Source organism: Sphingomonas immobilis, assembly GCF_030580995.1.
Taxonomy (GTDB): domain Bacteria; phylum Pseudomonadota; class Alphaproteobacteria; order Sphingomonadales; family Sphingomonadaceae; genus Sphingomonas; species Sphingomonas immobilis.
This window is the reverse complement of sequence record NZ_JAUQSZ010000001.1, coordinates 490540-516445: the sequence shown is the minus strand read 5'-3', so window position 1 is coordinate 516445 and position 25906 is coordinate 490540. Positions and strand designations below refer to the sequence as shown.

The window sequence follows — 25906 nt, the reverse complement described above, 5'->3', positions numbered from 1 at the left end:
ACTAACCCCTCACGGAGCCGCTGGCGAGCCTTCCTCCCAGCCGCCGCCGATCGCCTTGAACAGCGACGCGGTGTCCTGCCGCAACTGGCTGTCGCTGGCGGCGAGCTGTTCGCGCGCCGACAGGGCCTGCACCTGCGCATCGAGCAATGTGTTCTGCGCGACGAAGCCGGTGCGATACTGCGCCTCGACCGCGTGAACCGTTGCCTGCGCATCGGCGAGCGCACGCTTCAGCGTCGCGTTGCGGCGGCGCTCGGCATCGAGGCGGGCGAGCGGATCCTCGACGTCGCGCAAAGCCCCCAGCACGGTCGCACGATATTGCGCATAGGCCTGTTCGCGATCCTCCTTGCGCAGGCCGACGGTGGCCTTGCGCCGACCCCAATCGAGGATCGGGAAGGTCGCCCCGCCAGAGACATTGCCCTGCACACTGTCGCGGCTGAACAGGTTCGACAGCGACGTCGACAGCAGGCTCGCCGCCCCGGTCAGCTTGAATTTCGGATAGAGGTCCGAGACGGCGACGCCGATATCGGCGGTCGCCGCCGCGAGCTGCCGCTCCGCCGCGCGGATATCCGGCCGCCGCCGCAACAGATCGGACGGTAGGCCCGCGGGCACGTCGGGCAGGCCGAGCGGAACAGCAGCCGACTTGGCAAGCTCCTCGTCGAGCGCCTCGGGCGTATCGCCGACCAGCACGCCGAGCGCATGGACGCGCACGCGCACGTCGGCGCGGAGCGGCTCCAGCCGCGCTTCCAGGCTGGTCAGCGTTCCGCGCTGGCGCGTCACGTCGATCTGCGGCGAAAGGCCGGCCTTGGCTGTATGCCCGGCGATGGCGAGCGTGCGCTTCTCATGCACGATCTCGTCCTCGACGATCGCGATCTGCGCCTGATCGAGCCGCAGCGCGAAATAGGCCTGCGCCACTTCGGCGGCGAGCGTCACGCCGGCATCGCGCTGGTTCCAGATTGCGGCATCGGTGCGCGCGACCGCGCCCTCGACCTGACGCCGTCCGCCGCCGAAAAGGTCGATTTCCCAGCTCGCATCGAAGCCGACCGAATAGGTGGTGATGCCGGTGCCGGGCAAAGCGATGCCGCCCGTGGAGCCGCTCCCCGACCCCGATCCGCCGCCAGAGAACAGCTGCGCGATCTGCGACAGCCCGGCATTCTTGCTGAGTTCGATATGCGAAGCGTTGGCGCTCGATCCGACAGTGGGCAGACCGACGCCGCGCGCCTGGATCTCGCCGAGCCGTGCCTGCTTCACGCGCGATGCGGCGATCGCCATGTTCGGGCTGTCCTTCAGCGCGCGCGCGACGAGCGCGTCGAGCTGGGGATCGCCGAACGCCGTCCACCAATGCGCCGGGTCGACGGAGGAACCGGGGCCCTGCTTTTCCGCGAAGGCGGGGGGCACCGCCATTTCGGGCGGCTTGTAATTGGGGCCGACGGTGCAACCGCCGACCGCAGCGGCGGCCGCAAGCGCCACGAGGGTGTATTTACGGATCAATGCGCCATCCCTCCGCCGGTATTCTTGCCGGGCTTCATCAGCAACACGACCGGGGTGACGATCAGCACGATGACCATCAGCGCCCGAAAAACGTCGAGGAACGCCAGCATCGCCGCCTGCTTCTGCACCTGCGCATACAGCACGCCGAGCGGCAGGACGCTGGGATCGCCCATGCCGCTGAACACGCCGGTCGCGGTCTGCAACCATTCCGAGTAGTTCGGATTGACCGGGCTCAGCCCCTCGACCAGATGCGCCTGGCGGACCTGCAGACTGCTCGCCAGCATCGACTGCGAGCTGGAGATGCCGATCGTCCCGCCCAGGTTGCGCGCGACGTTGAGCAGGCTCGACGCCTGCCCGGTCTTGTTGCGCGGCAAGCCCGCGAACGCGACCGCGTTGAGCGGCACGAACAGGAACGGCAGCGCAACCGATTGCAGCCCGCGCGCCCAGGCCGCCTGCCCGAAGCTGATGTCGGCATTGAGATGCGACATATACCAGAGCGCGAAGGCCTGCATCAGCAGTCCGGGTATCAACATCATGCGCACGTCGATCAGGCCGCTCAGCCTCCCGGCGAAAGGCACCATCACCAGCGTCGCCACGCCGCCCGCCGTCAGCGCGAGGCCGGCATCGAACGAGGTATAGCCGAGCACCTGTTGCAGCATCTGCGGAATGAGCTGCGTCGTGCCGAACAGGATCAGCCCGACCAGCCCCATCACCAGGATCGAGGCGGCAAAGTTGCGGTTCTTGAGTAGCCGGATGTCGACAACCGGATCGTCGTGATTCAATTCCCAGATCACGAGCGCGATCAAGGACGAGGCCGCAATCGCGGCCGATGTGACGATCAGCCCGCTCGCGAACCAGTCCTCGCGCTCGCCGCGATCGAGCGTGAGCTCGAGGAACCCAAGCCCCAGCGCCACCAGCAGCACGCCGATATAATCGATGCGGATGCCGCGCTCGAACAGCGTCTTGCGCTCCTTCACCAGCGCCTCGGGCTCATCGACGAACAGGTTGACGCCGATGAACGACAGGATCCCGATCGGCACGTTGATGAGGAACACCCAGTGCCAGCTCGCAACCTCGGTGATGTAGCCGCCCAGCGAGGGCCCGAGCACCGGCCCAACCACCACCACGATCGCGAAGGCGGCGATCGCCATGCCGCGCTCCCGTGGCGGGAAGGTGTCGACCAGCATCGATTGCTCGACCGGCGCGAGACCACCGCCGCCGATGCCCTGCAAAACGCGCGCGATCACCAGCGTCGTCAGATTTGGCGCCATCCCGCACAGCAGCGACGACAGCGTGAACAGCGCGATCGACATCAGGAAATAGCGTTTCCGTCCGATCACGTCAGACAGCCAGCCGCTGATCGGGATGATGATCGCGTTGGCGACGAGGTAGCTTGTCAGCACCCACGTCGCCTGATCGTTCGAAATCGACAGGCCGCCGGCGATATGATCGAGGCTGACGTTGGCGATCGAGGTGTCGAGCACCTCCATGAAAGTCGGCAGACTGATCAGCGCGACGATCGCCCAGCGATTGTACGGCCCCGCCGCCGAGCGCGACGGATCCCAGCCGTCCGCGCCCTGGCCCGCGGCGGGAGCGGCGCTCGCCACTTCAGCGGACCTTGACGGTGGGGATGACCGACATGCCTGGGCCGAGCGGATATTTCTTCGGATCGGGCCCGTTCTTGGCGTCGAACTCGATCCGCACCGGCACGCGCTGCACCACCTTCACGAAATTGCCGGTGGCATTCTGCGGCGGCAGCAGTGCGAACGCCTGCCCCGCACCGCGCTGCACCGAATCGACGTGACCCTTGAACTCGATATCGGGATAGGCATCGACCTTGATCGTCACCGGCTGGCCGATCTTCATGTCGCGGAGCTGGGTTTCCTTGAAGTTGGCGGTGACCCAGACGTGATCGGGCACGATCGCCATCAGCTGCGATCCCGGCCCCACATAGGAGCCGAGGTTGACCTGCCGATTGACCACCTGCCCAGAGACCGGCGCGGTGAGGCGCAGGTCGCCGAGGGTGACGTTGGCCTGATCGACCTGCGCCTTGCGCGCGCCCACGACGGCCTTCGCTGCGGCGACCTGGCGCCTGGCGACCTCGACCTGCGAGGCGGCATTGTCGATCTCGCGGCGCGCGGCGGCGGCATCGGCGGCGGTCGAACGCGCGGTGGCGCGCGCGGCGTCGAGCTGCTGCCCGGCGACGGCGGCGGGATCGAGGCGGCGGAGCTGTTCGTAGCGCGCGAGATCCTGCGCGGCCTTCTGCGCGGTGGCGAGCGGGGCGCGCGCGGAGTCGATCGCCTTCAGCACGCTCGCCTGCGCCGCTGCGACCTGCGCGTTCGACTGCTCGACCTGCGCGTTGGCCTGCACGACGTTCGCCTGCGCCTCGGCAAGCTGCGCCTGCGGGCCATTGGGCTTGATCACCGCCAGCAGCCGACCCGCCTCGACATGATGGTTGTCGAGCTCGGCGACCTCGACCAGCGTCCCCGCCACGGTCGGCGAGATGCGCACGATATGCGCATCGACGAAGGCGTCGTCGGTCGCCTCATACTGCCGCGCGTCGAGATAATAGAGCGTGCCGACGATCGCGATCACCGCCACGACGGCGATGACGATGAACCAGAAGCTCGGCCGGCTGAACAGCGAGGGCTTGTCGGATTTCGGCTGCGCGTCGTCCTGCTTCTCTTCGGGCTTATCCGTGTTGTCGGCGTGCGGCGTATCGTCCGCCTCGGGCTTGTCGGCCTGATCCTCGGTCATGCAGCCTCCTGGCGTTCGGCGATCAGCCGGTCGATAATTGCTTCGGCATTGGCGACGATGCGCAGGCGGATGGCCTCCACCAGCGTATCGTCAAAGGTTTCGCGCCCCATCATCTTGAGCATCGACGCGCGCAGCGACTTGGTCGCAATGATCTGGCTGAACATCGTGAAGCCGGCGATGCGCGCGGTCGCGCGGTCACGCACGCCCGATGCGACGCAGACCAGCTCGACCAGCCGCTCGATCGCAGGGCCCATCGCCCCCTCGTAGAGCTTGTCGAACGCCGCAGTCGGATGGAGTTGCTCGCGGACGATGAACAGTCCCCATCCCGGGTGCCGCTCACTGGCGAGCCTGTCGACGAACACTTCCAGCATCCGGCGGATCGCGACACGAGCTTCTGCGGGATCGGTCGGGACCGCCCCGTCGAGCGCGACGTCGGGCACCATTTCCGCGACCATTTGCGCCGCGATATGTTCGGCCGCAGCGAGGTACAGGCCCTCCTTGCCGCCATAATGATAGGTGATCGAGGACATTGCGGTGCCCGCCGCGCTGGCGATGCCGCGCGTGCTCGCGCCGTCCAGCCCCTTTTCGCCGAATTCGCGAATCGCAATGTCGAGAAGGCGTTGCTGCACCATGTCTCGCCGTTAATTCGTTCGAACGAACAAGGCAAGCGACTATTTGTGCAATGCGGGATGAATCAGGAAACGGACGCGGGCGAAGAAGGTTCCGGCTCGCTGAAATCGACATCGTCGCGCAGCGATCCGAAGCGCAGCGTGAAGAGATCGGCGAGGTAATTCTGATACAGTCGCCAGGGCCGCCTGCTCCCCTGCCGCGGCATCCGATCGATCGCGCGAGTGATGTAGGTGGAGCTGAAATCGACGAACGGCAGTGGTTCGATTCCGTCCTCGGGCACGCGCGGCGTGACCCGCCGGAACCCACGCCGCCGCATCATCTTCAGCAGGCGGCAGACATAGTCGGCGGTGAGATCGGCCTTCAGCGTCCATGACGCATTGGTATAGCCGAAGGCGAGCGCGAGGTTGGGTACGCCGCTGAACATCATGCCCTTGTAAGCATAGGTGCGGGCGAGATCGACCGGGACACCGTCCACCGCGAGCGCGATGCCGCCGAGCAACTGCACCTCCAGCCCGGTCGCGGTGACGACGATGTCGGCGGCGATTTCCTCCCCTGATGCGAGCGCCACCCCGCCCGGCGTAAGGCGCGCGATCGCCCCGGTCACGACCGAGGCCGTGCCGCTCCCGATCGCGGCGAACAGATCGCCGTCGGGCACCAGGCACATGCGCTGGTCCCAAGGCGCATAGGTAGGATTGAAGTGCGTCGCGACGTCATAGTCCGCGCCAAGCTCGGTCTGGATCAACTCGGCGATATGCTTCCGCGTCGCCTCGGGCCGCCAGCGCGCGAGGTTGTAGAACAGCATCTGGATCGCGACGCTGCGCCACCGCAGCAACCGCAGCGCGAGGCCGTGCGGCAACACGCGCCGCACGCGCGCCGCCCACACGTCGTCGCCCGGCATCGAAACCACATAGCTCGGCGAGCGCTGCAGCATCGTCACGTGCGCCGCCTGCTTCGCCAGCGCCGGCACCAGCGTCACCGCCGTCGCCCCGCTGCCGATGACGACGACGCGCTTGCCGGCATAGTCGAGATCGCCGGGCCAGAATTGCGGATGGACGATCCGCCCGCCGAAATCTTCCGCACCCGCGAACGTGGGCGCATGGCCGCGCGCATAATCGTAATAGCCGCTGCACGTATAAAGAAAGCCGCAGGTGATCGTATCGCCGCCCTCGATCTCGACGGTCCAGCGCGCGTCCGTCGTGGACCAGTCGGCGCGGCGCACGCGGTGGCGATAGCGGATCGCCTGCTCCACCCCGCATTCCGCCGCCGTCTCGCGGATATAGTCCAGGATCGACGCGCCATCGGCGATCGCCTTCGCCCCCGTCCACGGCCGAAAGGCATAGCCGAGCGTGAACATATCCGAATCCGAGCGGATGCCGGGGTAGCGGAACAGATCCCATGTCCCGCCGCTCGCCGCGCGACCTTCGAGGATGACGAAGCTGTGGCCGGGCAGCTTCCTGCGCAGATGACACGCCGCGCCGATGCCTGAGAGGCCGGCACCCACGATCACCACGTCGAAATGCTCGGGAGTCATGTGCGCCGCTTAGGGCTTATCGATCCCGGGGCGAACCTACAAAATCCTCCCCCTGGCGGGAGAGGATTCCGTTTCAGAAATCCCTCTTGTAGCGCACGCTGACGTTCGTGTTGCCGAACGTCCCCGCCTGCGACAGCGCGCTCAGGCCCTTCGCCAGCGCCACCTCGAGCTGCGTCGCGGTGAAGCCCTTCGCGTCGGTGATGATCTCCACGTAGATGTTCTTGGTGATGTACTTGCCCGCCGCGAGGCTGGTCCCCTGCCCGCTCGTCTTGTCGCCGCCGACGATGCGCAGCCGGTCGATGCCTGTCGCCGAGCGCAGCTTGCCGAGCGGGTTGAGCCCGCCGCCGCTGCCCCGCAGCGAATTGAGCGCCGCCGCAAGCTGGATCGCCTCGACCGCCGACAGGTTCGTCACCGAGCTGCCGAACAGCAAGCGGCTCAGCACCTCGTCCTGCGGCAGCACCGGCGTCGAGGTGAAGGTGATCTGCGGGCGCTGGCCCGTCCCGCCGATGTTGATGACGGCGGAGACGGTATCGACCGTCGTCGACGCGCTGATATCGAGTTCGGGATCGGATAGCATGCCGCCGTTGAAGCGCACGATGCCGCGGTCGATATCGAAGCGCTTGCCCGAGAAGGTGTAGGTGCCGCGCACGATATCCGCCCGCCCGACGATCTGCGGGTTGGCCGAGCTGCCGGTGATGCGGAAATCGGCCGACCATTCGGATTCGAGGCCCATGCCGCTGACGAACAGCTGGTTGGCCGCGCGCACGCGCAGATCGAGCTTGAACAGGCCGACGGGCGCGGCGGCGGGGCCGTTCGCCGCCGCCTTCACCATGTCGCTCTTGCGCCGCACGCCGGTCAGCTCGGGCACTTCGGCCTGGCCCTGCACGATGATCTCGTAACGGGCGTTGGGGATGCGGATATCGCCGGTGATGTTGCCGCCGTCCGCCTTGGAATTGGTGACGCGGATCGTGCCGGTAGCGGTCGCGCCGAGCGCATCGCTGCGCGCGAGCTGCGCGTTGTTGAGCGTCGCCGTCACGTCGATCGGGAAGCCCGCGTCGGCCGCGAAGCCGACCGAACCCTTGGCGTCGACCGTCCCCGTCCCGGCCTTGGCCTGCAACGTCGTGATCTCCAGCCGGTCGTTGGTGAAGCGCCCGCCGATCCGCATATTGGTCAGCCGCGTGCCGTAGGTTTCGTTGGTGTAGGTGAGGTTGTCGGCGCGGATCAGGCCGTTGAGCTGCGGCGAGGACACCTTTCCGCTGAAATCGGCGGCGACCGCGATCGGCCCGCTCAGTTGCTGGTTGGCGAGCCCCGCCAGCGAGAACAGCACCGCGCCCGGCCCGTTGTAGCGGATACCGCCCGACAGCGGCGCGGACATCAGCCGCGTCGTCCAGCTACCCGAACCCGGCGGCAACGGCCGCAGCGTCGCGACCATCCGCCCGACAGTGGTCGCGCCGCGATTGATGAGCGCGCGCGCCTCGCCGCCATCGGTCAGCAGCTTGCCCGCAAAGACGATATCGACCGGCGCGGAGACGCTGGCGAGGCTGGATCGCGTGAAGTTCGAAATCCGCAGCCGCGCATCGGCCTGCGGGAAGCTCGCGCTCGTCGGTTGCGAGAAATCGAGCGCGCCGGTCGCGCTGCCGCCCAGCCCGAGCCCCGGCACGACCGCGTTGATCATCGACAGATCGAGCTTGTCGAGCCGCACCTGCGCGCTCAGCCCCTTGCCGTAGCTGCCCGCGACGCGCGCCGATCCGCCGCCGGTCCCGCCGAAATCGAGCCGCGTCGGCTGCAGCGTGTACGTCCCCTTGGCAATGGCGATGCGCGCCGGCGTCGCCGTCTTGAAGTCGATGCCGTTCGCCTGTCCCTGCGCGGCGATCAGCCACAGCGCCGGGCTCAGCCGCGCATTGGCGGCGAGGCGGAAGGGCACGCCGGTCGATCCGGTCGCGAGCAATTGCGCCGTGCCCGAACCACCGACGTAATCGACCTTGCCGCGCGCCGAGGAGATCACCGCCGCGCCGTAACGCAGGTCGGCGATCTGCGCGTCCGCGACGATCTGCGGTGCCTTGGCATAGAGGATCGCGGAAGCCTTGATGATCGCGCGGCCGATGGTGAATTCGGTCGCACCCGGTATTTTCGCGCCGTAAGCGGTCGCGGCGACGTCGGCGCGCTGGACCGAGCCTTGCGCGGCCAGTGTCGCGGCACCGTTGATGCCGGAGCCGGCGAACTGCACACGGCCCGCGAACGGCCCCGCCTTTGTCTGCTGGACCTTGCCCCGGATATCCATGCCCGCGAAGCGCGCCTTGCGGATATCGACCGTCAGCACCGGCCCGAGCGAGGCGATGACGTCGGCGGTGAACGGCCCGTAATTGGTCCCGCCCTTGGCGACGATGGCATAGGCTTGGCCCGTGCCCCGGATCACTGCCTCGACATTGACGAGCCCCACGCCGACGCCCGGTCGCGCCGCGCGCAGCAGGACGACGGGCTTCTCCAGCGTCCCCGTCACCCGCGCCGAGAGCGGGCCGTATTGCGTCGAATAGGCATCGGCGTTGACCGCGAGCGGCCCCTTCGGATCATACCGCCCACTGCCGCCGCGCACGGTGAATTGCGGTGCCGCCAGCGTCAGGTTGCGGAAGGTGATGATGCCGTTCGGATCGTAGCCGACATCGGCCTTGACGATGGCGTTGCCGCCGAGGAATTCGCGCGCGCCTTCGTTGAAGATCTGCGACGTGCGCGCGACGACATGGCCGGTGATGCCGAAACCGCCCTTGGGGGCCGTCACCAGCTTCGCGTCGCTCGCGAGGCTGACGATGCCGAAGCCCTCGACCCGGTAATTGTTGACCCGCCCGTTGAGCGCGCCGCGGTACATGCCGCTCGACAGATCGGCGACGACGATCGCGGTCGCGTCGATCTTGCTGGAACGGATCCTGAGGTTGTCCGACAGGATCTTGTCGCCGCTGATCGCGAGATCGCCGTTGATCGCGACATTCTGCAACAGGCCGCCGGCCGCCGCGTTCAGCCCCGTCACGCGGGCGGCGCGCGCCGCGATCGGCACCTTGATGTGCCTGGCGTCCACCGTCGCCAAGCCCGAGGCATAGACCTGATCGACGCGCAATTCGCCGAAGCCGATCGAGGCCGCCTTGACGACGTAATTGACCGTCGGCGTCGCGAACGCGCCGTCCACGACGACGCTCGCCGCCACGTCGCGGCCGTTGAGGTTGGGCGCGATCGCACCGGGCGTCAGCAGCTTCGCATCGACCTTGAACTGACCGAACTTGCTCGCCGCGAGATCGACCAGCCCGCCGCCCGCCACCGCCAGCGCGTCCGATTTGAAGGCGAAGCGCGTATCGATGCGGCGCTGGTTGAGCGTCGCATCGACCGACACGTCGAGCTGCGGCGCGGTAATCCGCGCGACGGGGTTGACCGGCGTCGCCTGATCCTTCGGCGCGCCGCCGGGATAGAGTCCGGGATGCGTGTTGCCGCGCAGCTTGAAAGTGCCGCTGTTGGCGGTCAGCGTCAGGTCCGCCAGCGACGCTCCGCCGAGCGTGCCCGTCACCTTGCCGTTCCACGCCTTCCAGCTGCCCGTACCACCGATCTTCAGGTCGAGCGGCGCGGTGGTCTTGGCGAGCGACGCCACGACGCCACCGGCCGGCGCGGCCAGCACGGCGTCCACGTCGAATTTATTGTCGTCCGGCACGGCATCGAGCTTCACCGCGAGCTTGTCGCCGCCGCTCGACGCGACGTTCGCCGTCACCTGCGCGCGCCGGTCGGCGATGTGCGCATTGCCGTCGATGGCGATGGCATAGGCCGTGCCCGCCACCGCCTTCTGCAGGATGAAGCGCCCGACCTTCAGGCGGCCCACGTCGATATCGATGCTCGGCAGCGTCGGGGTGCCGGGATCGACCGGCACGGCTTTCAGCGCCGGCGCGCGGCTCATCGTGATCAGCGCGGCGGTCGCGCTGCGCACATCGGCATGGTTGCGCGTGAATTCGAACGGCCGCCAGTCTACGGCGATCTCCGGCGAGGTGAGGAACAGGCCGTTCTGGTCGCTCACCCGCACGTCGCGCAGCACCATCGCGCCGTAGATCGATCCGTCGATCCGCCCGACCTTTACGTTGAGCCCGGACGCCAGCGTATAGCCGTTGACGATATTGACGACGAAGCGCCGCCCCGGCTGCGTATCGAGCCCGAAGATCAGCGCCACGATCGCCAGCAGCAGCCCCGCCAAGCCGATCGCGACCCATTTCGCGATCCGCTGCCACAGCGGGCGCTTCACCACCACGACCTCATCCGCAGGCGCCTCGCTCGCCATCAGAACGCCTGCCCGATGGAGATGTAGAGTGCGATCAGCCCGTCGCCCTTGCGCTTGTTGAGCGGCGTCGCGACGTCGACGCGCAGCGGGCCGAAATTGGTGTAGAAACGCCCGCCGATACCCGCGCCGAATTTGAGATCGCTCACGCCGGGGATACTGCTTTCATAACTGTTGCCGCCGTCAAAGAACGGCACGATGCCGAAATTGCCGAAGCGGTATCGCGCCTCGATCGAGAATTCGCTGAGCGAGCGTCCGCCGACCGGATCGCCATTGGGATCGAACGGCCCGAGCCGCTGATATCCGTAGCCGCGCACCGATCCGCCGCCGCCGCCATAGTAACGCCGCGACGGCGCCAGTTCGTTGCGCGAAATGCCCATGATCGATCCCGCCCGCACGCGACCGGCGATGACGAGGCTGTCCGACACCGGATAATAAGCGCTCGCCTCCACCAGCCCGCGGACATAGGGGCTCGCCTTGCCCTTCACCGAGGCTTCGGGGCTCAGGTTCACCTTCACCCGGTAACCCTTGGTCGGGTTGAGCAGATTGTCCGACGTGTCCCACAGCGCCTGCACCGGAAGGGCTGCGATGAAATAGGTCTTTCGCGTCTTATCGAGCGCGGTGAAATCGTAGATGCTCTCGTTCGTGCCGGTCAGCTCGAAGCCGAAATTATAGGTCAGCCGCTTCTGCCAGATCGGGGTGGAATCGTAGGAGATGCGGCCCGCCAGCGTGCCGGTGAAGGCATTGTAGGCGTCGTAGTTCGAATGATTGGCCGACGCCGTCAGCGATACGGTGCGGTCGCGCTTGCCGGCATTGGAGCGACGGAAGGTCGTGCTGAGCCCCTGTTCCTGTGAGCCACCGATCACGTTGACGATCAGCGCACCTTCGGGCTCCCAAAGGTTGCGGTGGGTGAAGGTGCCCTCCAGCCGGAAGCCCTGCCCGGTGCTGTAGCCGCCGCTCACCGCCAGGCTGCGCGGCGGGCCGGCGATCTGGCGCACCAGCAGATCGACCTGCTGGGTGCCGTCGGGGCCCGGCTGGCCCGTCTGCACCGGCTCGACCGATACGGTGGAGAGCAGCCCGGTCGCGATCAGCGCCTGCCGCAGGTCATCGACCTTGCGCGTATCCCACAGCTCGCCCTTCTTGAAGCGGGCGAGCACGCCGACATGCTGCGCGTCGAAGGCAAGCGTGCCGGTGGTGGTATAGGCGCCGAACGACGAGCGCGGCCCGACATCGACCGGCAGCGTGTAGGCACCGGTCGTCGTCGCATCGTCGAGGATGATGTCGCGCTGGCCGACCTTGGCGAAGGGATAGCCCTGTTGCGGCAGGACGGTGCTGACGTTCGCCTCCGCGCCCTGCACGCGCGCGGCATCGATCGGGTCGCCGGTCTTGAGCGGCATCGCCGTCGTGATGAGATCGGCCGGGACGACGGGGTCGGCGACGATCGTCACCGAACTCAGATGATAGAGCTTGCCCGGCGTCGCGCTGACGATCGCGCGCAGGCGGTCGGTGGTCTTGCCGTCCGCGCCCTTGACGACCTCGATGGTCGAGATCGCGGTGCCGTCGTAATAGCCGAGCGAGCGCATCAGCCGTCCTGCGAGCGCCTCGTCCTCGCGTGCCCGCGCCGACACCATCGTCGCATTGGCCGCCTTGCCGCCGCCGTCCTTCAGCGCCGACAGGCTGTTGAACTGTCCCCCCAGCCCGATCCCGTCGAGCCCCTTGAGGACGGTGTCGTAGCGGATCTGGGTTTCCTTGTCCTCGACGTCGGCGACCGTGACGAACGGCGTCGAATCGAACGTCGCGAGCGGCGGCAGCGGCTGCGACAGCTCGGCGGGTTCTTGCGGCGTCGGCGCGGTCGGCGGGACGGTGACGGGCGGCGGCGCGCCGATCGGCTCGATGGCGATCGGCTCGAGCGGCGCGTTGATATCGTTCGACAGCGGCGGCAGCGCCTTGTCGAACTCGGCCTCGGGTATGATCGGCTTGTCGGCGTCGGGATCGGCCGGCTGCGCGGGTGCCTGATCCGCCACGGGCGGCGGCGGCGTCACCTGCTGGGGTGACGCGGCGGCAACGAGCAACAACAGGCCGGTCGAAAATTCCAGCGACACCAAGCGATTCTATCCCCTTTGCTGGGGATACAACCACGTTCGCCATACCCCCGACCTTCACCTAACGCGCGCGAATCCGAAAGGTTTCCATCAGCCGCGCGCTTTCGCCCGCGCGCGGTAGGCATGGAGCAACGGCTCGGTGTAGCCGCTCGGCTGCGACAGCCCCTCGAACACCAGCGCCCGCGCCGCCTGATAGGCGAGACTGGCATCCTCGTTGCCCGCCATCGGCCGGTACAGCGGGTCGCCCGCATTCTGCACGTCGACCTTCGCCGCCATCCGCGTCAGCGCGGCATCGACATCGGCGGCGGTGGCGACGCCGTGGTACAGCCAGTTCGCCATATGCTGCGACGAGATGCGCAGCGTCGCGCGGTCCTCCATCAGGCCGACGTCGTGGATATCGGGCACCTTGGAGCAGCCGACGCCCTGATCGATCCAGCGCACGACATAGCCGAGGATGCCCTGCGCATTGTTGTCGAGCTCGGCGCGCACCTCCTCGGGGGTCCAGTTCCGCCCCTGCGCCGCGACCGGCACCGTCAGCAGCCCGCCGAGATCCGGGATCGCCTCCTTGGCGATTTCCTTCTGCCGCGCGAAGACATCGACCTGATGGTAATGCATCGCATGCAGCGTCGCGGCCGTCGGGCTCGGCACCCAGGCGGTGTTCGCGCCCGATTTCGGATGCGCGATCTTCTGCTCCATCATGTCGGCCATGCGGTCCGGCGCGGCCCACATGCCCTTGCCGATCTGCGCCTTGCCCGACAGCCCGCAGGCAAGCCCGATGCGGACGTTGCGATCCTCATAGGCCTTGATCCAGTCGCTCGCCTTCATCTCGGCCTTGGGGATCATCGCCCCGGCCTGCATCGCGGTGTGCATCTCGTCGCCGGTGCGATCGAGGAAGCCGGTGTTGATGAAGACGATCCGGTCCCGCACCGCATGGATGCAGGCGGCGAGATTGGCGGAGGTGCGGCGCTCCTCGTCCATCACGCCGACCTTCAGCGTATGCCGCGCCAGCCCCAGCAGATCCTCGACCGCATCGAACAGGCGGTTGGTGAAGGCTGCTTCCTCGGGTCCGTGCATCTTCGGCTTGACGATATAGACCGAACCCGCGCGGCTGTTGCTGTACCGACCGAGCCCGCGCAGATCGTACAGCGCGATGGTCGACGTCACGATCGCGTCGAGGATGCCCTCGGGCGCCTCGCCGTCGTGCGGCAGATGGATCGCCGGCGTCGTCATCAGATGCCCGACGTTGCGGACGAACAGCAAACTGCGCCCCGGCAGCGTGACGTCGCCGAACACCCGGTCGCCGTTCAGCGCGCGCGTGATCGTCTTGCCGCCCTTCTCGAAACTCTCGACCAGATCGCCGCGCATCAGCCCGAGCCAGTTGGCATAGGCCGCCACCTTGTCCTCGGCATCGACCGCCGCGATCGAATCCTCGAGATCGACGATGCTGGTCAGCGCCGACTCCAGCACGACGTCGGCGATGCCGAGCGGATCGGTCGCGCCGATCGGATGATCGCGGTCGACCACCACCTCGATAAACAAGCCATTGTGCCGGAACAGCGCGCCGCGCTCGCTCGCCGCGACGAGATCGGGATGCCCCTCGCCTTTCAGCGCGCCTTCCCAGCCGGGCACGGCGGCGTTCAGGAACTCGCGCGCGGCCGCGATAACCTGATCGCCGCGCACCGGATCGTATCCGCCGGGCACCGCCATGCCGGGCAGCGCATCGGTGCCGTAGAAGGCATCGTACAGGCTGCCCCAGCGCGCATTGGCGGCGTTGAGAACGAAGCGCGCGTTGAGCACCGGCACGACGAGCTGCGGCCCCGCCATCGCCGCGACCTCGGCATCGACGTTCTGCGTGCCGACCGTGAAGGGCTCCGGTTCGGGCACGAGATAGCCGATCTCGCGCAGGAAGGTTTCGTCTGCGGCCTCCCCCGCCTGATAGCGCGCATCGATCGCCGTCTGCAGATCGTCGCGCTTCGCCAGCAGCGCCGCATTCTCCGGGGCCATCGCGACGAGGATGCCCGCAACGCCCTCCCACCATCCCGGCGCGGCGATACCGAGCGGCGGCAGCACCTGCTCTTCGATGAAGGACACGAGCGGGGCGGCAACGGACAGGCCGGCACGGTTGAGCATCTCGGGCACAAGGTCTCCTGACGATAAGCACCCGGGGAGGCGGCCCGCGCTTAGGCGAGCAGGCGGGGTTCGTTCAAGGGGCTGAACGAAACTCCGCCTCGTCCTTTAGAACACCGCCTTCCCGTCGCCGCCCAGCATCGCCTTGCGCACCAGCGGGATCGGCGGGCCGCCGAAGCTGAGGAACGTGTCGTGGAATTGCTTCCACGACGCCCGCCCGCCGTGCTTCGCCGTCCAGTCGTCGCGCAGCTTGCGGATCATCAGCTTGCCCATCGTATAGTTGAGATACGCGGGGTCATACGTGCCGCGCGCCGATTGCTGCTTGGCGTTGCCCTCGTCCTGATAGCATTCCTTGAGGAACATCTGGCGCGACTGTTCCTGCGTCATGCCCCGCGCGTGCAGCCCGATCGCCGAGAGGAAGCGGCAATCGCGCAGCAGCGCGTTGGAAAGCTGGCCGACGTGCGTCTCGGCGTTCCCCTTATGCAGCCCCGCTTCCCACATCATCTCCTCGGCATAATGCGCCCAGCCCTCGGCATAGGCATAGCCGACGAAGATCCGCCCGAAGATCGAGGGCGATTTGTTGGCGTGGCGGAACTGCAGGAAATGCCCCGGCATCACCTCATGCACCGAGGTGAACAGCAGATCCTCCTTGCCCGGAATGAAGGCGAGCTGGTCGGCCTTGCTCCACGAAGGATCGGGCGGCGAGATATAGTAGATCGACGGGATGCCCTTCTCATAGGGCCCCGGCGGATCGATATATGCCGAGTTCTGCCGGTTGTAGGGCGGGCTCTCCTCGACCAGCGCCTGCTCGTTGTCGGGGATCGAAACCACCCCGCTCGCCAGCACGAACGCGCGCAGCTCGGGGATCTGCTTGCGCGCCTCCGCCACCGGATCGTTGTTGGCGGGCTTGTTGGCGCCCATCTTCGTCATGCATGCCTGGATCGTCGCACCCGGCGCGTAGATCGCACACGCCTCGCCAAGCGCCTTCTGGTTGCGCGCCAGATCGGCCTTGCCCGCCGCCTCCAGCGTGGCGAGCGGCACGTCGACGCCCTCGGTCTCCTTGATCATTCGCGAGAATTTATCCGCGCCCAGCGCGAAATCCTGCGTCGCCGTCCCGCGCTGGCTCTCCAGCCACGCGGCAAGATCGGTCATCGCCTTGTTCGCCGCCTTCGATGTCTTGTCGAACTCATCCTGCAGCGCGGGGCTCTTCACGTCCGCGAACGCTTTTTTCGCGTCGCCGGTGTAGTAATCGGCCAGCCCCTTGAAGCCCGCGACACCGTAATTGATGTAGCTGAGCGGCATCGGCGTCTTCAGGTTCGCGCGGATCTGCGCTGCGGCCTTGGGGATCTTGTGGAGGAAATCGATCGTCGCGCGCATCCGGGTCGCGGGATCGGTATAGTTGCGCGCGATATAGACGTTCGGGTCGAGCCCCTGCCCGATATACCAGGCCGGGTTGCGATGCGGCTGGTCGGCATCTTCCAACCAGAACAGCTGCCCCTGTGCAACGGTGATCAGATACTCGCGCTCGAACGCATCGTCCTTGCTCAGCTTGGCAGCGTCGAAGCCCTTGGCCTTGGCGATCGCATCGCGCAGGAAATCGCCCTGCTGCTTGAGCCCCTGCGGGCTCCAGTCGCCGAGGCCGCCGTCGAAATCGTGGCGGCCCTGATAGACCGCGCCCGCCGGCGCGATGCGGAAGCCGTTCTCGATGAAGGCGTCGCGGAATTTCGGCCAGCTATCGGTCGGCATCGCGGCCAGCGTGGGCAACGTATCCTTCGGTGCGGGCGGGTGCGCCGAACAGCCCGCCAGCGCGAGCGCGGCCAATCCCCCAAATACCACCTTACGCATACCCGCTCCCGTGATTCGTTTGCGGCCGGATGCTGGCAGCTTGCGGCGGCGTGCGCCACCCCGGCGGGAACGCCCCCGCCCCGCGCTCGTTTTGGCTGTGATCTCAAGGAGAACGACCATGCCCTATGTAAAGACGCGCGACGGCACTGATCTCTACGTCAAGGATTGGGGCGAAGGCCGCCCGGTCATTCTCCTCCACGGCTGGCCGCTCAACGCCGACAGCTGGGACGCGCAGGCCCTGGCGCTGGCGGAGGCCGGTTTCCGCGCCATCGCCTACGACCGGCGCGGCTTCGGCCGCTCGGGCCAGCCCTGGGGCGGCTATGACTACGATACGCTCGCCGACGATCTCGCCGACGTCATGAAGGCGGCGGGTGCGGAGCAGGACGCGACCATCGTCGGTTTCTCGATGGGCGGCGGCGAGGTCGCCCGCTACATGAGCCGCCACGGCGGCCGGGGCGTGATCGGCGCGGGGCTTATCGCCTCGGTCGTGCCCTATCTCCTTCAGACCGACGATCATCCCGAAGGCGTGCCGGCCGATCAATTGCAGGGGATAGCCGACGGCATCAGGCGCGACCGCTACGGCTTCTTCCAGCCGTTCTTCAAACAATTCTTCGGCGTCGGCTTCATCAGCTCGCCGGTCAGCGAGGAAACGCTGGAATGGGCCGCGCAGGTCACCGGTCAGGCCGGCCTCAAGCCGATCCTGGAATGTGCCAAGGCGTTCAGCTTCACCGATTTCCGGCCCGATCTGCCCGCGATCACCGTGCCGACGCTCGTCGTCCACGGCACCGCCGACAAGACGGTGCCGATCGATGCGACCGGGCGTCTTGCCGCCAAGGGCATCCGCCAGTCGCAGCTCGTCGAATATGACGGCGCGCCGCACGGCCTGACGATCACCGAAAGCGACCGTTTCACGCGCGACCTGCTCACCTTCCTCGGCCACCGCCCCTCGGTGGAAGAAACGCGCGCGATCGAGGAAGGCGAACGCGACGCCTTCTTCGATGCGAAGCTGCAGCCGATCCTGCCGGGCGGTTGAGCATAGCGATATCCTCCCCCGCCAGGGGGAGGTGGCATGCGAAGCATGACGGAGGGGGAGGTCAGCGGAACGCTCGAGAGGACGCCGCCGTCCGCCCCCTCCGTCGCTGCGCGACACCTCCCCCTGGCGGGGGAGGATGGAAAATCACTTCCCGTCGAGCGGAACGATCACCTCATCCGGGTGCGCGACGTTCAAGTCCTTGCGCACCAGCTCGTCGACCATGTCCGGGTCGGCATGTTTCGGATCGAGCAGCTCGACGCGATTCTTCAGGACGTCGCGCTGCTTGCTCAGCGACGCGAGCTCCGCCTGCTTCTGCCCCAGGTGCCGCTCGATATCGCCATATGCCAGCGCGCCGTTCGGCCCGATGATCGCATAGCCGCCGAAGAACGCGCCCACCGTCAGCAGCGCCGCGGGCGGACCCGCGCGGCGGAGCATGTTGCGGAGCGTCGACGGCTTCGAGCTTTTACGTTTTGCCATGCGCCGATTCTGACGCATCGCGACTCGCGGATCAAGCTCGATTCGCCGCAAATTTCTACCTAGCGGAACACTACTTACGCAGCACGCTCCGTCCGGCATAGACCGCCGCCAGATCGAGCTCCTCCTCGATGCGGATAAGCTGGTTGTACTTGGCGAGCCGGTCGCTGCGCGCGAGGCTGCCGGTCTTGATCTGCCCGCAATTGGTGGCAACGGCGAGGTCGGCGATCGTCGCATCCTCGGTCTCGCCCGAACGGTGCGACATGACGGCGGTATAACCCGCGCGCTGCGCCATCGACACCGCTTCCAGCGTCTCGGTCAGCGTGCCGATCTGGTTGACCTTCACCAGGATCGAATTGGCGATACCCTGGTCGATGCCGGTCTTGAGGCGCTTCGGATTGGTTACGAACAGGTCGTCGCCGACGAGCTGGCACTTGCTGCCGACGAGGTCGGTGAGCGCCTTCCAGCCCTCCCAATCGTCCTCGCTCATGCCGTCCTCGATCGAGAAGATCGGATATTTCGCGACGAGATCGCCGAGATAGCCCGCCATCTCCTGGCTGGAGAGGATCTTGCCCTCGCCGGAGATGTTGTACTTGCCGTCCTTGTAGAATTCGGTCGCGGCGCAATCGAGCGCGATCATCACGTCGTCGCCCGGCGTGTAGCCGGCCTTCTCGATCGACTGCATGATGAAATCGAGCGCGTCGGTGGTGCTGGCGATGTTCGGCGCGAAGCCGCCCTCGTCGCCGACCGACGTCGCCAGGCCCTTGTCGTGCAGGCCCTTCTTCAGCGTATGGAAGATCTCAGCCCCGCACCGCACCGCCTCGATGATCGACGGCGCGCCGACCGGCACGATCATGAATTCCTGGAAATCGATCGGGTTGTCGGCATGTTCGCCGCCGTTGATGATGTTCATCATCGGCACCGGCAGCACGTGCGCCGAAACGCCGCCGACATAGCGATAGAGCGGCAGCCCGCGCGCATCCGCCGCCGCCTTCGCCACCGCGAGGCTGACGCCGAGGATCGCGTTCGCGCCCAGCCGGCCCTTGTTCTCCGTCCCGTCGAGCTCGATCATCGCCCGGTCGACGTCGCTCTGGTCCTCGGCATCCATGCCCAGCACGGCGTCGGCGATCTCGGTATTGGCGGCATCGACCGCCGCCTGCACGCCCTTGCCTAGCCAGCGGGTCTTGTCGCCGTCGCGCTTCTCGACCGCCTCGTGCGCGCCGGTCGACGCGCCCGAGGGCACCGCCGCGCGGCCGAAACTGCCGTCCTCGAGCATCACGTCCACCTCGACCGTCGGATTGCCCCGGCTGTCGATGATCTGCCGGGCGTGGATGTCGATGATTGCGGTCACGGAATGATCCTTCTATCGTTGTGCGGCGCGGTATGCGGGCAGCCTCTATCGGCTAACGGCACGGGCCGCAATTCATCTACGGGCGATGGAACCGGGGCCAGTGCCTGCCGGTTTGAAGCGTCAAGACTTTACCCGGGAAAGGCGTGTGGCATGGCCGACGAAACTTCGAACGAGCTCAACGACGTGCTGAACGACACGCCCCCCAGCGAGGCGAGCGGCGCGGCGGATGCCAAGCCCAGCGCGACGCAGGCGATCAAGGACGGTGCCGCCAAGTTGAAGACCGAGGCTGCCGACAAGGCGCGTACCTATGCCGAGGACGGCAAGGCGCGCGCGGGCGGCGCGCTCGACGAGCTTTCGCGCCTGATGGGCGATGCCGCCAACACCGTCGATGAGAAGGTCGGCGCGCAATACGGCCAGTACGCCCGCTCCGCAGCAGAACAGATCGCGAGCCTTTCCGAATCGATCAAGGCGAAGGACGTCGACGATCTCATCGAAGACGCCCGCGCTTTCGTGAAAAAGAGCCCGGCGGTTGCCATCGGCACCGCCGCCGCGCTTGGCTTCGTGCTCGTGCGGCTGATCAAGTCGGGGCTTGAGGCCGATAACGCCCCCGACAAAGCCTGATCTCGAACGCGCCTGGGGGAATGATGGCCGAAGAGGCGCCACTGGAGCCGCAGCCCGCGCCACCTGCACCCGCCGCCGAGGACGGCGGCTTCGTGAAGCTGTTCCTGCGGCTGATCGACGATGTCGAACGCTTCATCCGCGCCGAGCTGCGGCTGTGGCGCGCGCAGGTCTACGAACGGCTGCGGCAGGCGCGCACCGCGATCATCCTGATCGTGGCGGGTTTCCTGATCGCGCAATCGGCATTCATCGCCTTCCTCGTCGGGCTGCTCATCATCCTTCGCCAGGAAGCGCAACTAAGCCCGGCGCTCGCGACCCTGATCGTCGTCGGCACCGCCCTCCTCATCGCCGGCGGGATGATTCAGGTCGCGATCCTCAAGATCAAGAAGCTCACCGAGATCCGCGAGAAGGCCGACCGGAAATGACCGACGAACGCACCGAACTGACCACGGCGGAGGAGCGCTCGCAGCTCGCGCGCTCGCGGCTGGCGGGTACGTTGGTCGCGATCCAGGCGCGGCTGAAGCCCGCCGCCCTCGCGCGTGACGCAATCGACGAACTGCGCGAGACCGGGCAGGAACTCGCGCATGCGGGCATCGCCGCGGCGAAGCGCAATCCGCTGCGCGTGGCGGGCGTGGTTGCGGCGGTCGGCCTGTTCGCGGCGCGCGGCCCCATCGCCGCGCTGTTCCGGCGCAAGCCCGCTGAAACGGAACCGACACCGAAGAGTTACTCCAGACGCAAGGCTGCGGCCGCGACGAAAGGAAGCGAACAATGACGACCACCGAGACGACCGCGCCCGCCGGAACCCCCGAAAAAGCGCCCGCCACGACACTCGAAAAGGCCAAGGACAAGGCCGTTCAGGTTCTCGATTCCACCCGCGACAGCGCGAAGGAAAGCGCGCGCAAGACGGTCGATGCGATCGAGGCCAATCCGCTCGGCGTGCTGGTCGGCGGCGTCGCGCTCGGAGTGCTGGTCGGCGCGCTGATCCCGCGCACCAGGAGCGAGGCGCAGTTGCTCGCGCCCGTCGGCAAGCGCCTCGCCGACACCGCCAAGGGCGCGGTGCTGGCCGCGAAGGACGCGGGCCAGGCCGAGCTCGACGCGCTCGGCCTCAACAAGAACGTCGCGCGCGATACCGCCGGCAAGCTGATCGACGGCGTGTTCAAGGCGCTCAACACCGCCGGCTCCGCCGCGGCGAGTGCCGCAAAGGGGGCGAAGAAAGACGCCTAGAGTGATTTTCTGGTTTATGATGTCAGCACAGCGTTGAAATGAACCGCCGTCCGCTTAGGAGAGGTGAAACCCCTTCCCCAAGGAATCATACGCCATGAGCAAGCTCCATCTCGTCTTCGGCGGCCGCGTCAGCGACCCCCAGACCCTCGACTTCAGCAACCCTGACGCCCTCGACGTCGTCGGTATCTTCCCGGACTATGCCAGCGCCGAAAAGGCGTGGCGTGGCGCGGCACAGCGCACAGTAGACGATGCCGAGATGAAATATGTGATCGTGCATCTACATCGGTTGCTGGAGCCAGACCTGCGCGAAGGCGCGTAAGCCAAAGCTTACAAGCCGGTGCGCGCAGCGCATCGCCAGGTTCGGACGGCGGGTCGCGCAAGCGCGAACCCGGCCGACGGCTCTGCCGGCGGCGAACTCAACAACCCGTCGCCCCGGCCTTGAGCCGGGGTCTCACTTCTTTCTCTGGCGATGAAATACGAGCCGGGCGCGGCTTGAGCTCGCGATTGGCTTCGCCAATCGCGTCGCCGCCGCCTAGATAAACTCGATCTTCTCGACGACGTAATACCGATCGCCCGATGGCACCGTCACCTCGACCTCGTCCTCGACCTTGCGGCCGATCAGCGCGCGGCCCAGCGGCGAGTTGTACGAGATGCGGCCGCCCTTGGCGTCCGCCTCGGTCTGGCCGACGATCTGGTATTTGATCGGTTTGTCGTCCTCGTCGAGCAACGTCACCGTCGCGCCGAAGATCACCTTGTCGCCCGACAGATCCTTGGGATCGATCACCTGCGCACGGCTCAGCTTGTCCTCGATGTCGGAAATCGACGCCTCGATCTGGCCCTGGCGCTCCTTGGCGGCATGATATTCGGCGTTTTCCGAAAGATCGCCGTGCGCGCGCGCTTCCTCGATCGCATCGACAATGGTCGGGCGCTCCGCCTTGAGTTGCTTGAGGTGCGCAGTGAGCGTGTCATAGCCCTCCTGCAGCATCGGCATCTTGTCGACGGTAGCCATCCCTAAAGTCCTTCGTCCCGAAAAATAGCGCCCCCAACCCGCTCTCTCGAGCCGGCCCGCACTGTTCTCATCGGTGGGGGATTAGTGGTGCGAAGAGGAATAATAGGATTGAAGCGGCTTTACTTCAAGATCGCGCGTCGCCAGCGCGACGATTGCCTGCGCCGCTTCGACGCTGGCGGACGCCGTGGTGAAGTAGGGAATCTTCTGCGCGACCGCCGAGGCACGGATCGGCTGCGAATCCTTGAGGCTCTGCCACCCTTCCGTCGTGTTGAAGATCAGGTCGATATCGCCGTCCTTGATGCGATCGACGATGTGCGGCCGGCCCTGCGCAACCTTGTTGACGCGCTCTACCGCCACTCCGTTCTCCGCGAGGTAATCGGCCGTCCCCGCCGTCGCGACGATCGTGAAACCGTGATCGGCGAGCAGCCGCATCGCCGGCAGCACGACCTGCTTGTCGGTGCCCTTGACGCTGACGAACAATGTCCCCGACTGCGGCAGCACGGTGCCCGCGCCGAGCTGCGCCTTGGCGAACGCGGTCGAGAAGTCGGGATCGATCCCCATCACTTCGCCCGTGGACTTCATTTCCGGTGAGAGCACCGGATCGACTCCCGCGAAGCGCGCCCAGGGGAACACTGCCTCCTTCACCGCATAATATTCGATGTTACGGTCGATCGGCGGCAGATCGGCGAGTTTCTCGCCCGCCATCACTCGCGCCGCAATCTTCGCGACCGGCGCGCCGATCGCCTTGGCGACGAAGGGCACGGTGCGGCTGGCGCGCGGATTGACCTCGATGAGGTACACCAGCCCGTCCTTGACCGCGAACTGGATGTTCATCAGCCCGACCACCGACAGCGCTTTGGCGAGCGCGCGCGTCTGGCGCTCGATCTCGGCGATCACATCGGGCGCGAGGCTGTAGGGCGGGATCGAACACGCGCTGTCGCCCGAATGGACGCCGGCTTCCTCGATATGCTGGAGCACGCCCGCGACGACGACGTCGGTGCCGTCGGAGATCGCATCCACGTCCACCTCGGTCGCGTCGCGCAGATACTGGTCGATCAGAACCGGCGAGGAACCAGAGACTTGCACCGCCGTCTGGATATATTCCTCGAGCTGCGCGCGCCCGTCGACGATCTCCATCGCCCGCCCGCCCAGCACGTAGCTGGGGCGCATCAGCACCGGATAGCCGATCTTCTCCGCCACCGCGACCGCCTCGTCGCGGCTGCGCGCGATGCCGTTCGCGGGCTGGCGCAGGCCGAGCTTGTTGATCATCGCCGCGAACCGCTCGCGGTCCTCGGCCAGATCGATCGCGTCGGGTGAGGTGCCCAGGATCGGGATGCCGGCATCCTGCAGCGCCTGCGCGAGGTTGAGCGGCGTCTGCCCGCCGAACTGCACGATCACACCGACGAGCGTGCCGTTCGACTTCTCGACCTCGAGAATCTCCAGCACGTCCTCGGCCGTCAGCGGCTCGAAATAGAGCCGGTCGGACGTGTCGTAATCGGTCGAGACTGTCTCCGGGTTGCAGTTGACCATGATCGTCTCATAGCCGGCATCCGCCAGCGCGAAGCAGGCATGGCAGCAGCAATAGTCGAACTCGATCCCCTGCCCGATCCGGTTCGGACCACCGCCGAGAATGACGATCTTCTTCCGGTCGGTTGGCTGGCTCTCGCACTCCGGCTCGCCGAAGCTCGGCGCCTCGTAGGTCGAATACATATACGGCGTCTTGGCGTCGAACTCCGCCGCGCAGGTGTCGATGCGCTTGAACACCGGCCGCACGCCGAGCCGGTGGCGCAGCTTGCGCACATCCGCCTCGCTCGTACCGCCGGTCATCGCGACGACCGCATCATGGATCAGGCCGGTGCCGCGCGCGAAGCCTTCGGTGCCGCGCCGCAGATTGGCCGATTGCAGCGCGAGATACGCCAGCCGCTTGTCGGAAAAACCCATCGCCTTCAGCCGCCGCATCCCAACCGCGTCGCGCGGCAGGCCGTTCGAACAGACATGGTTCTCGGCCGCGACGATCTCGGCGATCCGCTCCAGGAACCACGGATCGTATTTGGCGATCGCATGGACCTCGGCGACGGTGAAGCCCTCGCGCAGCGCCTGCGCCGCGACCAGCAGCCGGTCGGGCGTGGCGGTCGCCAGCGCCGCCTCGATCTCCGCGCGCGGCGCGCCCTGCAGATGCTCGACCATGTTGAAGCCCGACAGACCGGTCTCCAGCCCGCGCAGCGCCTTCTGCAACGATTCGTGGATGTTGCGGCCGATCGCCATCACCTCGCCGACCGATTTCATCGCGGTCGACAGCACCGCTTGGCTGCCCTTGAACTTCTCGAAGGCGAAGCGCGGGATCTTGGTGACGACGTAATCGATCGTCGGCTCGAAGCTCGCCGGGGTCGCCCCGGTGATGTCGTTGGTGATCTCGTCGAGCGTATAGCCCACCGCCAGCTTCGCCGCGACCTTGGCGATCGGGAAGCCCGTCGCCTTGGAGGCGAGCGCGGAGGAGCGCGAGACGCGCGGGTTCATCTCGATGACGACGAGGCGGCCGTCCTTCGGATTGACCGCGAACTGGACGTTCGAACCGCCTGTTTCGACGCCGATTTCCCGCAACACCGCGATCGATGCATTGCGCATGATCTGATATTCCTTGTCGGTCAGCGTCAGCGCGGGCGCGACGGTGATCGAATCGCCGGTATGCACGCCCATCGGATCGATATTCTCGATCGAGCAGATGATGATGCAATTGTCGTGGCGGTCGCGCACGACCTCCATCTCGTACTCTTTCCAACCGAGCAGCGATTCCTCGATCAGCACCTCGGTCGTCGGCGAAGCGTCGAGGCCGGAGCGGACGATCTCGATGAATTCCTCGCGGTTGTACGCCACCCCGCCGCCGGTGCCGCCCAGCGTGAAGCTCGGGCGGATGATCGACGGCAGCCCGGTCTTCTCCAGCCCGGCCAACGCCTCCTCGACCGTATGCGCGATCGCCGAACGCGCGCTTTCCAGCCCGATCTTGTCCATCGCGTCGCGGAACTTCAGCCGGTCCTCGGCCTTGTCGATGGCGGCGGCATCGGCGCCGATCATCTGCACGCCATACTTCTCCAGCGTGCCGTCGTTGTAGAGTGCCAGAGCGGTGTTGAGCGCGGTCTGCCCGCCCATCGTCGGCAGCACCGCGTCGGGCCGTTCCTTCTCAATGATCTTGGCAACGATCGCCGGCGTGATCGGCTCGACATAGGTCGCATCGGCCAGCTCGGGATCGGTCATGATCGTCGCCGGGTTCGAATTGACGAGGACGATGCGATAGCCCTCCTCCTTCAGCGCCTTGATCGCCTGCACGCCCGAATAATCGAACTCGCACGCCTGCCCGATGACGATGGGCCCCGCGCCGATGACGAGGATCGAGGAGATGTCGGTACGTTTTGGCAT

Annotated in this window: 19 protein-coding genes; 6 read left to right on the top strand and 13 right to left on the bottom strand. The window is 66.8% G+C overall.

Annotation, left to right across the window (positions count from 1 at the left end; genetic code table 11):
• Positions 1 to 9 precede the first annotated feature (9 nt).
• The 9 genes from Q5H94_RS02575 to Q5H94_RS02535 form a co-directional block, all read right to left on the bottom strand.
• Positions 10 to 1488, bottom strand: a complete 1479-nt coding sequence (locus Q5H94_RS02575) for an efflux transporter outer membrane subunit (protein WP_304559642.1) — start codon at positions 1486 to 1488, stop codon at positions 10 to 12.
• Positions 1485 to 3095 (bottom strand): DHA2 family efflux MFS transporter permease subunit, encoded by a 1611-nt coding sequence (locus Q5H94_RS02570; protein ID WP_304559640.1) that lies wholly within the window; start codon positions 3093 to 3095, stop codon positions 1485 to 1487. The genes Q5H94_RS02575 and Q5H94_RS02570 overlap by 4 nt, the downstream gene beginning before the upstream one ends.
• Before the next feature lies 1 nt (position 3096).
• Positions 3097 to 4245 carry an HlyD family secretion protein gene (locus Q5H94_RS02565; protein WP_304559638.1) on the bottom strand — a complete coding sequence of 383 codons (1149 nt, stop codon included), beginning with the start codon at positions 4243 to 4245 and terminating at the stop codon, positions 3097 to 3099.
• A complete protein-coding gene (locus Q5H94_RS02560) occupies positions 4242 to 4877 on the bottom strand; it encodes a CerR family C-terminal domain-containing protein (RefSeq protein ID WP_304559637.1) in 636 nt (211 codons plus the stop codon). The genes Q5H94_RS02565 and Q5H94_RS02560 overlap by 4 nt, the downstream gene beginning before the upstream one ends.
• 62 nt (positions 4878 to 4939) lie before the next feature.
• The gene (locus Q5H94_RS02555) at positions 4940 to 6406 is read right to left on the bottom strand and encodes a flavin-containing monooxygenase (protein ID WP_304559635.1); all 1467 of its coding nucleotides are present in this window, start codon (positions 6404 to 6406) and stop codon (positions 4940 to 4942) included.
• Positions 6407 to 6479: 73 nt separating this feature from the next.
• Complete coding sequence (locus Q5H94_RS02550) at positions 6480 to 10712, bottom strand: translocation/assembly module TamB domain-containing protein (protein WP_304559633.1); 4233 nt, start codon at positions 10710 to 10712, stop codon at positions 6480 to 6482.
• Complete coding sequence (locus Q5H94_RS02545; protein ID WP_304559750.1) at positions 10712 to 12805, bottom strand: autotransporter assembly complex protein TamA; 2094 nt, start codon at positions 12803 to 12805, stop codon at positions 10712 to 10714. Before Q5H94_RS02545 ends, Q5H94_RS02550 begins: the two co-directional genes overlap by 1 nt.
• Positions 12806 to 12901: 96 nt before the next feature.
• Positions 12902 to 14941 carry a malate synthase G gene (locus Q5H94_RS02540; RefSeq protein WP_304559749.1) on the bottom strand — a complete coding sequence of 680 codons (2040 nt, stop codon included), beginning with the start codon at positions 14939 to 14941 and terminating at the stop codon, positions 12902 to 12904.
• 105 nt (positions 14942 to 15046) lie between these two features.
• Complete coding sequence (locus Q5H94_RS02535) at positions 15047 to 16783, bottom strand: DUF885 domain-containing protein (RefSeq protein WP_304559631.1); 1737 nt, start codon at positions 16781 to 16783, stop codon at positions 15047 to 15049.
• A gap of 118 nt (positions 16784 to 16901) precedes the next feature.
• Between Q5H94_RS02535 and Q5H94_RS02530 the strand changes: the two genes are divergently transcribed.
• Positions 16902 to 17816 carry an alpha/beta fold hydrolase gene (locus tag Q5H94_RS02530; protein WP_304559630.1) on the top strand — a complete coding sequence of 305 codons (915 nt, stop codon included), beginning with the start codon at positions 16902 to 16904 and terminating at the stop codon, positions 17814 to 17816.
• A 144-nt stretch (positions 17817 to 17960) separates the two neighbouring features.
• On the opposite strand, the gene Q5H94_RS02525 is transcribed toward Q5H94_RS02530, so the two are convergent.
• Positions 17961 to 18293: an FtsB family cell division protein gene (locus Q5H94_RS02525; RefSeq protein ID WP_304559628.1), complete on the bottom strand. Its 333-nt coding sequence runs from the start codon at positions 18291 to 18293 to the stop codon at positions 17961 to 17963.
• Positions 18294 to 18363: 70 nt separating this feature from the next.
• A complete protein-coding gene (gene eno, locus Q5H94_RS02520) occupies positions 18364 to 19641 on the bottom strand; it encodes a phosphopyruvate hydratase (protein ID WP_304559626.1) in 1278 nt (425 codons plus the stop codon).
• Between the two features lie 150 nt (positions 19642 to 19791).
• On the opposite strand from eno, the gene Q5H94_RS02515 reads away from it, so the two are divergent.
• From Q5H94_RS02515 to Q5H94_RS02495, 5 genes are all read left to right on the top strand, one after another.
• Positions 19792 to 20262: a hypothetical protein gene (locus Q5H94_RS02515; RefSeq protein ID WP_304559624.1), complete on the top strand. Its 471-nt coding sequence runs from the start codon at positions 19792 to 19794 to the stop codon at positions 20260 to 20262.
• A 23-nt stretch (positions 20263 to 20285) separates the two neighbouring features.
• Entirely contained in the window at positions 20286 to 20684 is a 399-nt protein-coding gene (locus Q5H94_RS02510; RefSeq protein ID WP_304559623.1) for a phage holin family protein, read from the top strand.
• A complete protein-coding gene (locus Q5H94_RS02505; RefSeq protein WP_304559621.1) occupies positions 20681 to 21031 on the top strand; it encodes a DUF3618 domain-containing protein in 351 nt (116 codons plus the stop codon). The genes Q5H94_RS02510 and Q5H94_RS02505 overlap by 4 nt, the downstream gene beginning before the upstream one ends.
• On the top strand, positions 21028 to 21483 hold the full coding sequence (locus Q5H94_RS02500; RefSeq protein WP_304559618.1) for a hypothetical protein: 456 nt from the start codon (positions 21028 to 21030) through the stop codon (positions 21481 to 21483). Before Q5H94_RS02505 ends, Q5H94_RS02500 begins: the two co-directional genes overlap by 4 nt.
• Before the next feature lie 94 nt (positions 21484 to 21577).
• The gene (locus tag Q5H94_RS02495; protein ID WP_304559617.1) at positions 21578 to 21802 is read left to right on the top strand and encodes a DUF4170 domain-containing protein; all 225 of its coding nucleotides are present in this window, start codon (positions 21578 to 21580) and stop codon (positions 21800 to 21802) included.
• Positions 21803 to 22015: 213 nt separating this feature from the next.
• On the opposite strand, the gene greA is transcribed toward Q5H94_RS02495, so the two are convergent.
• Complete coding sequence (gene greA, locus Q5H94_RS02490; RefSeq protein WP_304559615.1) at positions 22016 to 22492, bottom strand: transcription elongation factor GreA; 477 nt, start codon at positions 22490 to 22492, stop codon at positions 22016 to 22018.
• Between the two features lie 81 nt (positions 22493 to 22573).
• Positions 22574 to 25906, bottom strand: coding sequence for a carbamoyl-phosphate synthase large subunit (gene carB, locus Q5H94_RS02485; RefSeq protein WP_304559613.1), 3333 nt, complete (start codon positions 25904 to 25906; stop codon positions 22574 to 22576).

What these genes read in the sequence shown, in the direction of transcription:
- Q5H94_RS02515 (WP_304559624.1), top strand. Translation starts at nt 19,792, where the DNA reads ATGGCCGACGAAACTTCGAACGAGCTCAACGACGTGCTGAACGACACG.
- Q5H94_RS02510 (WP_304559623.1), top strand. Translation starts at nt 20,286, where the DNA reads ATGGCCGAAGAGGCGCCACTGGAGCCGCAGCCCGCGCCACCTGCACCC.
- Q5H94_RS02535 (WP_304559631.1), bottom strand. Translation starts at nt 16,783, where the DNA reads ATGCGTAAGGTGGTATTTGGGGGATTGGCCGCGCTCGCGCTGGCGGGC.
- Q5H94_RS02540 (WP_304559749.1), bottom strand. Translation starts at nt 14,941, where the DNA reads ATGCTCAACCGTGCCGGCCTGTCCGTTGCCGCCCCGCTCGTGTCCTTC.
- Q5H94_RS02525 (WP_304559628.1), bottom strand. Translation starts at nt 18,293, where the DNA reads ATGGCAAAACGTAAAAGCTCGAAGCCGTCGACGCTCCGCAACATGCTC.
- Q5H94_RS02560 (WP_304559637.1), bottom strand. Translation starts at nt 4,877, where the DNA reads ATGGTGCAGCAACGCCTTCTCGACATTGCGATTCGCGAATTCGGCGAA.
- Q5H94_RS02505 (WP_304559621.1), top strand. Translation starts at nt 20,681, where the DNA reads ATGACCGACGAACGCACCGAACTGACCACGGCGGAGGAGCGCTCGCAG.
- carB (WP_304559613.1), bottom strand. Translation starts at nt 25,906, where the DNA reads ATGCCAAAACGTACCGACATCTCCTCGATCCTCGTCATCGGCGCGGGG.
- Q5H94_RS02500 (WP_304559618.1), top strand. Translation starts at nt 21,028, where the DNA reads ATGACGACCACCGAGACGACCGCGCCCGCCGGAACCCCCGAAAAAGCG.
- Q5H94_RS02555 (WP_304559635.1), bottom strand. Translation starts at nt 6,406, where the DNA reads ATGACTCCCGAGCATTTCGACGTGGTGATCGTGGGTGCCGGCCTCTCA.
- Q5H94_RS02550 (WP_304559633.1), bottom strand. Translation starts at nt 10,712, where the DNA reads ATGGCGAGCGAGGCGCCTGCGGATGAGGTCGTGGTGGTGAAGCGCCCG.
- Q5H94_RS02565 (WP_304559638.1), bottom strand. Translation starts at nt 4,245, where the DNA reads ATGACCGAGGATCAGGCCGACAAGCCCGAGGCGGACGATACGCCGCAC.
- Q5H94_RS02530 (WP_304559630.1), top strand. Translation starts at nt 16,902, where the DNA reads ATGCCCTATGTAAAGACGCGCGACGGCACTGATCTCTACGTCAAGGAT.
- greA (WP_304559615.1), bottom strand. Translation starts at nt 22,492, where the DNA reads ATGGCTACCGTCGACAAGATGCCGATGCTGCAGGAGGGCTATGACACG.
- Q5H94_RS02495 (WP_304559617.1), top strand. Translation starts at nt 21,578, where the DNA reads ATGAGCAAGCTCCATCTCGTCTTCGGCGGCCGCGTCAGCGACCCCCAG.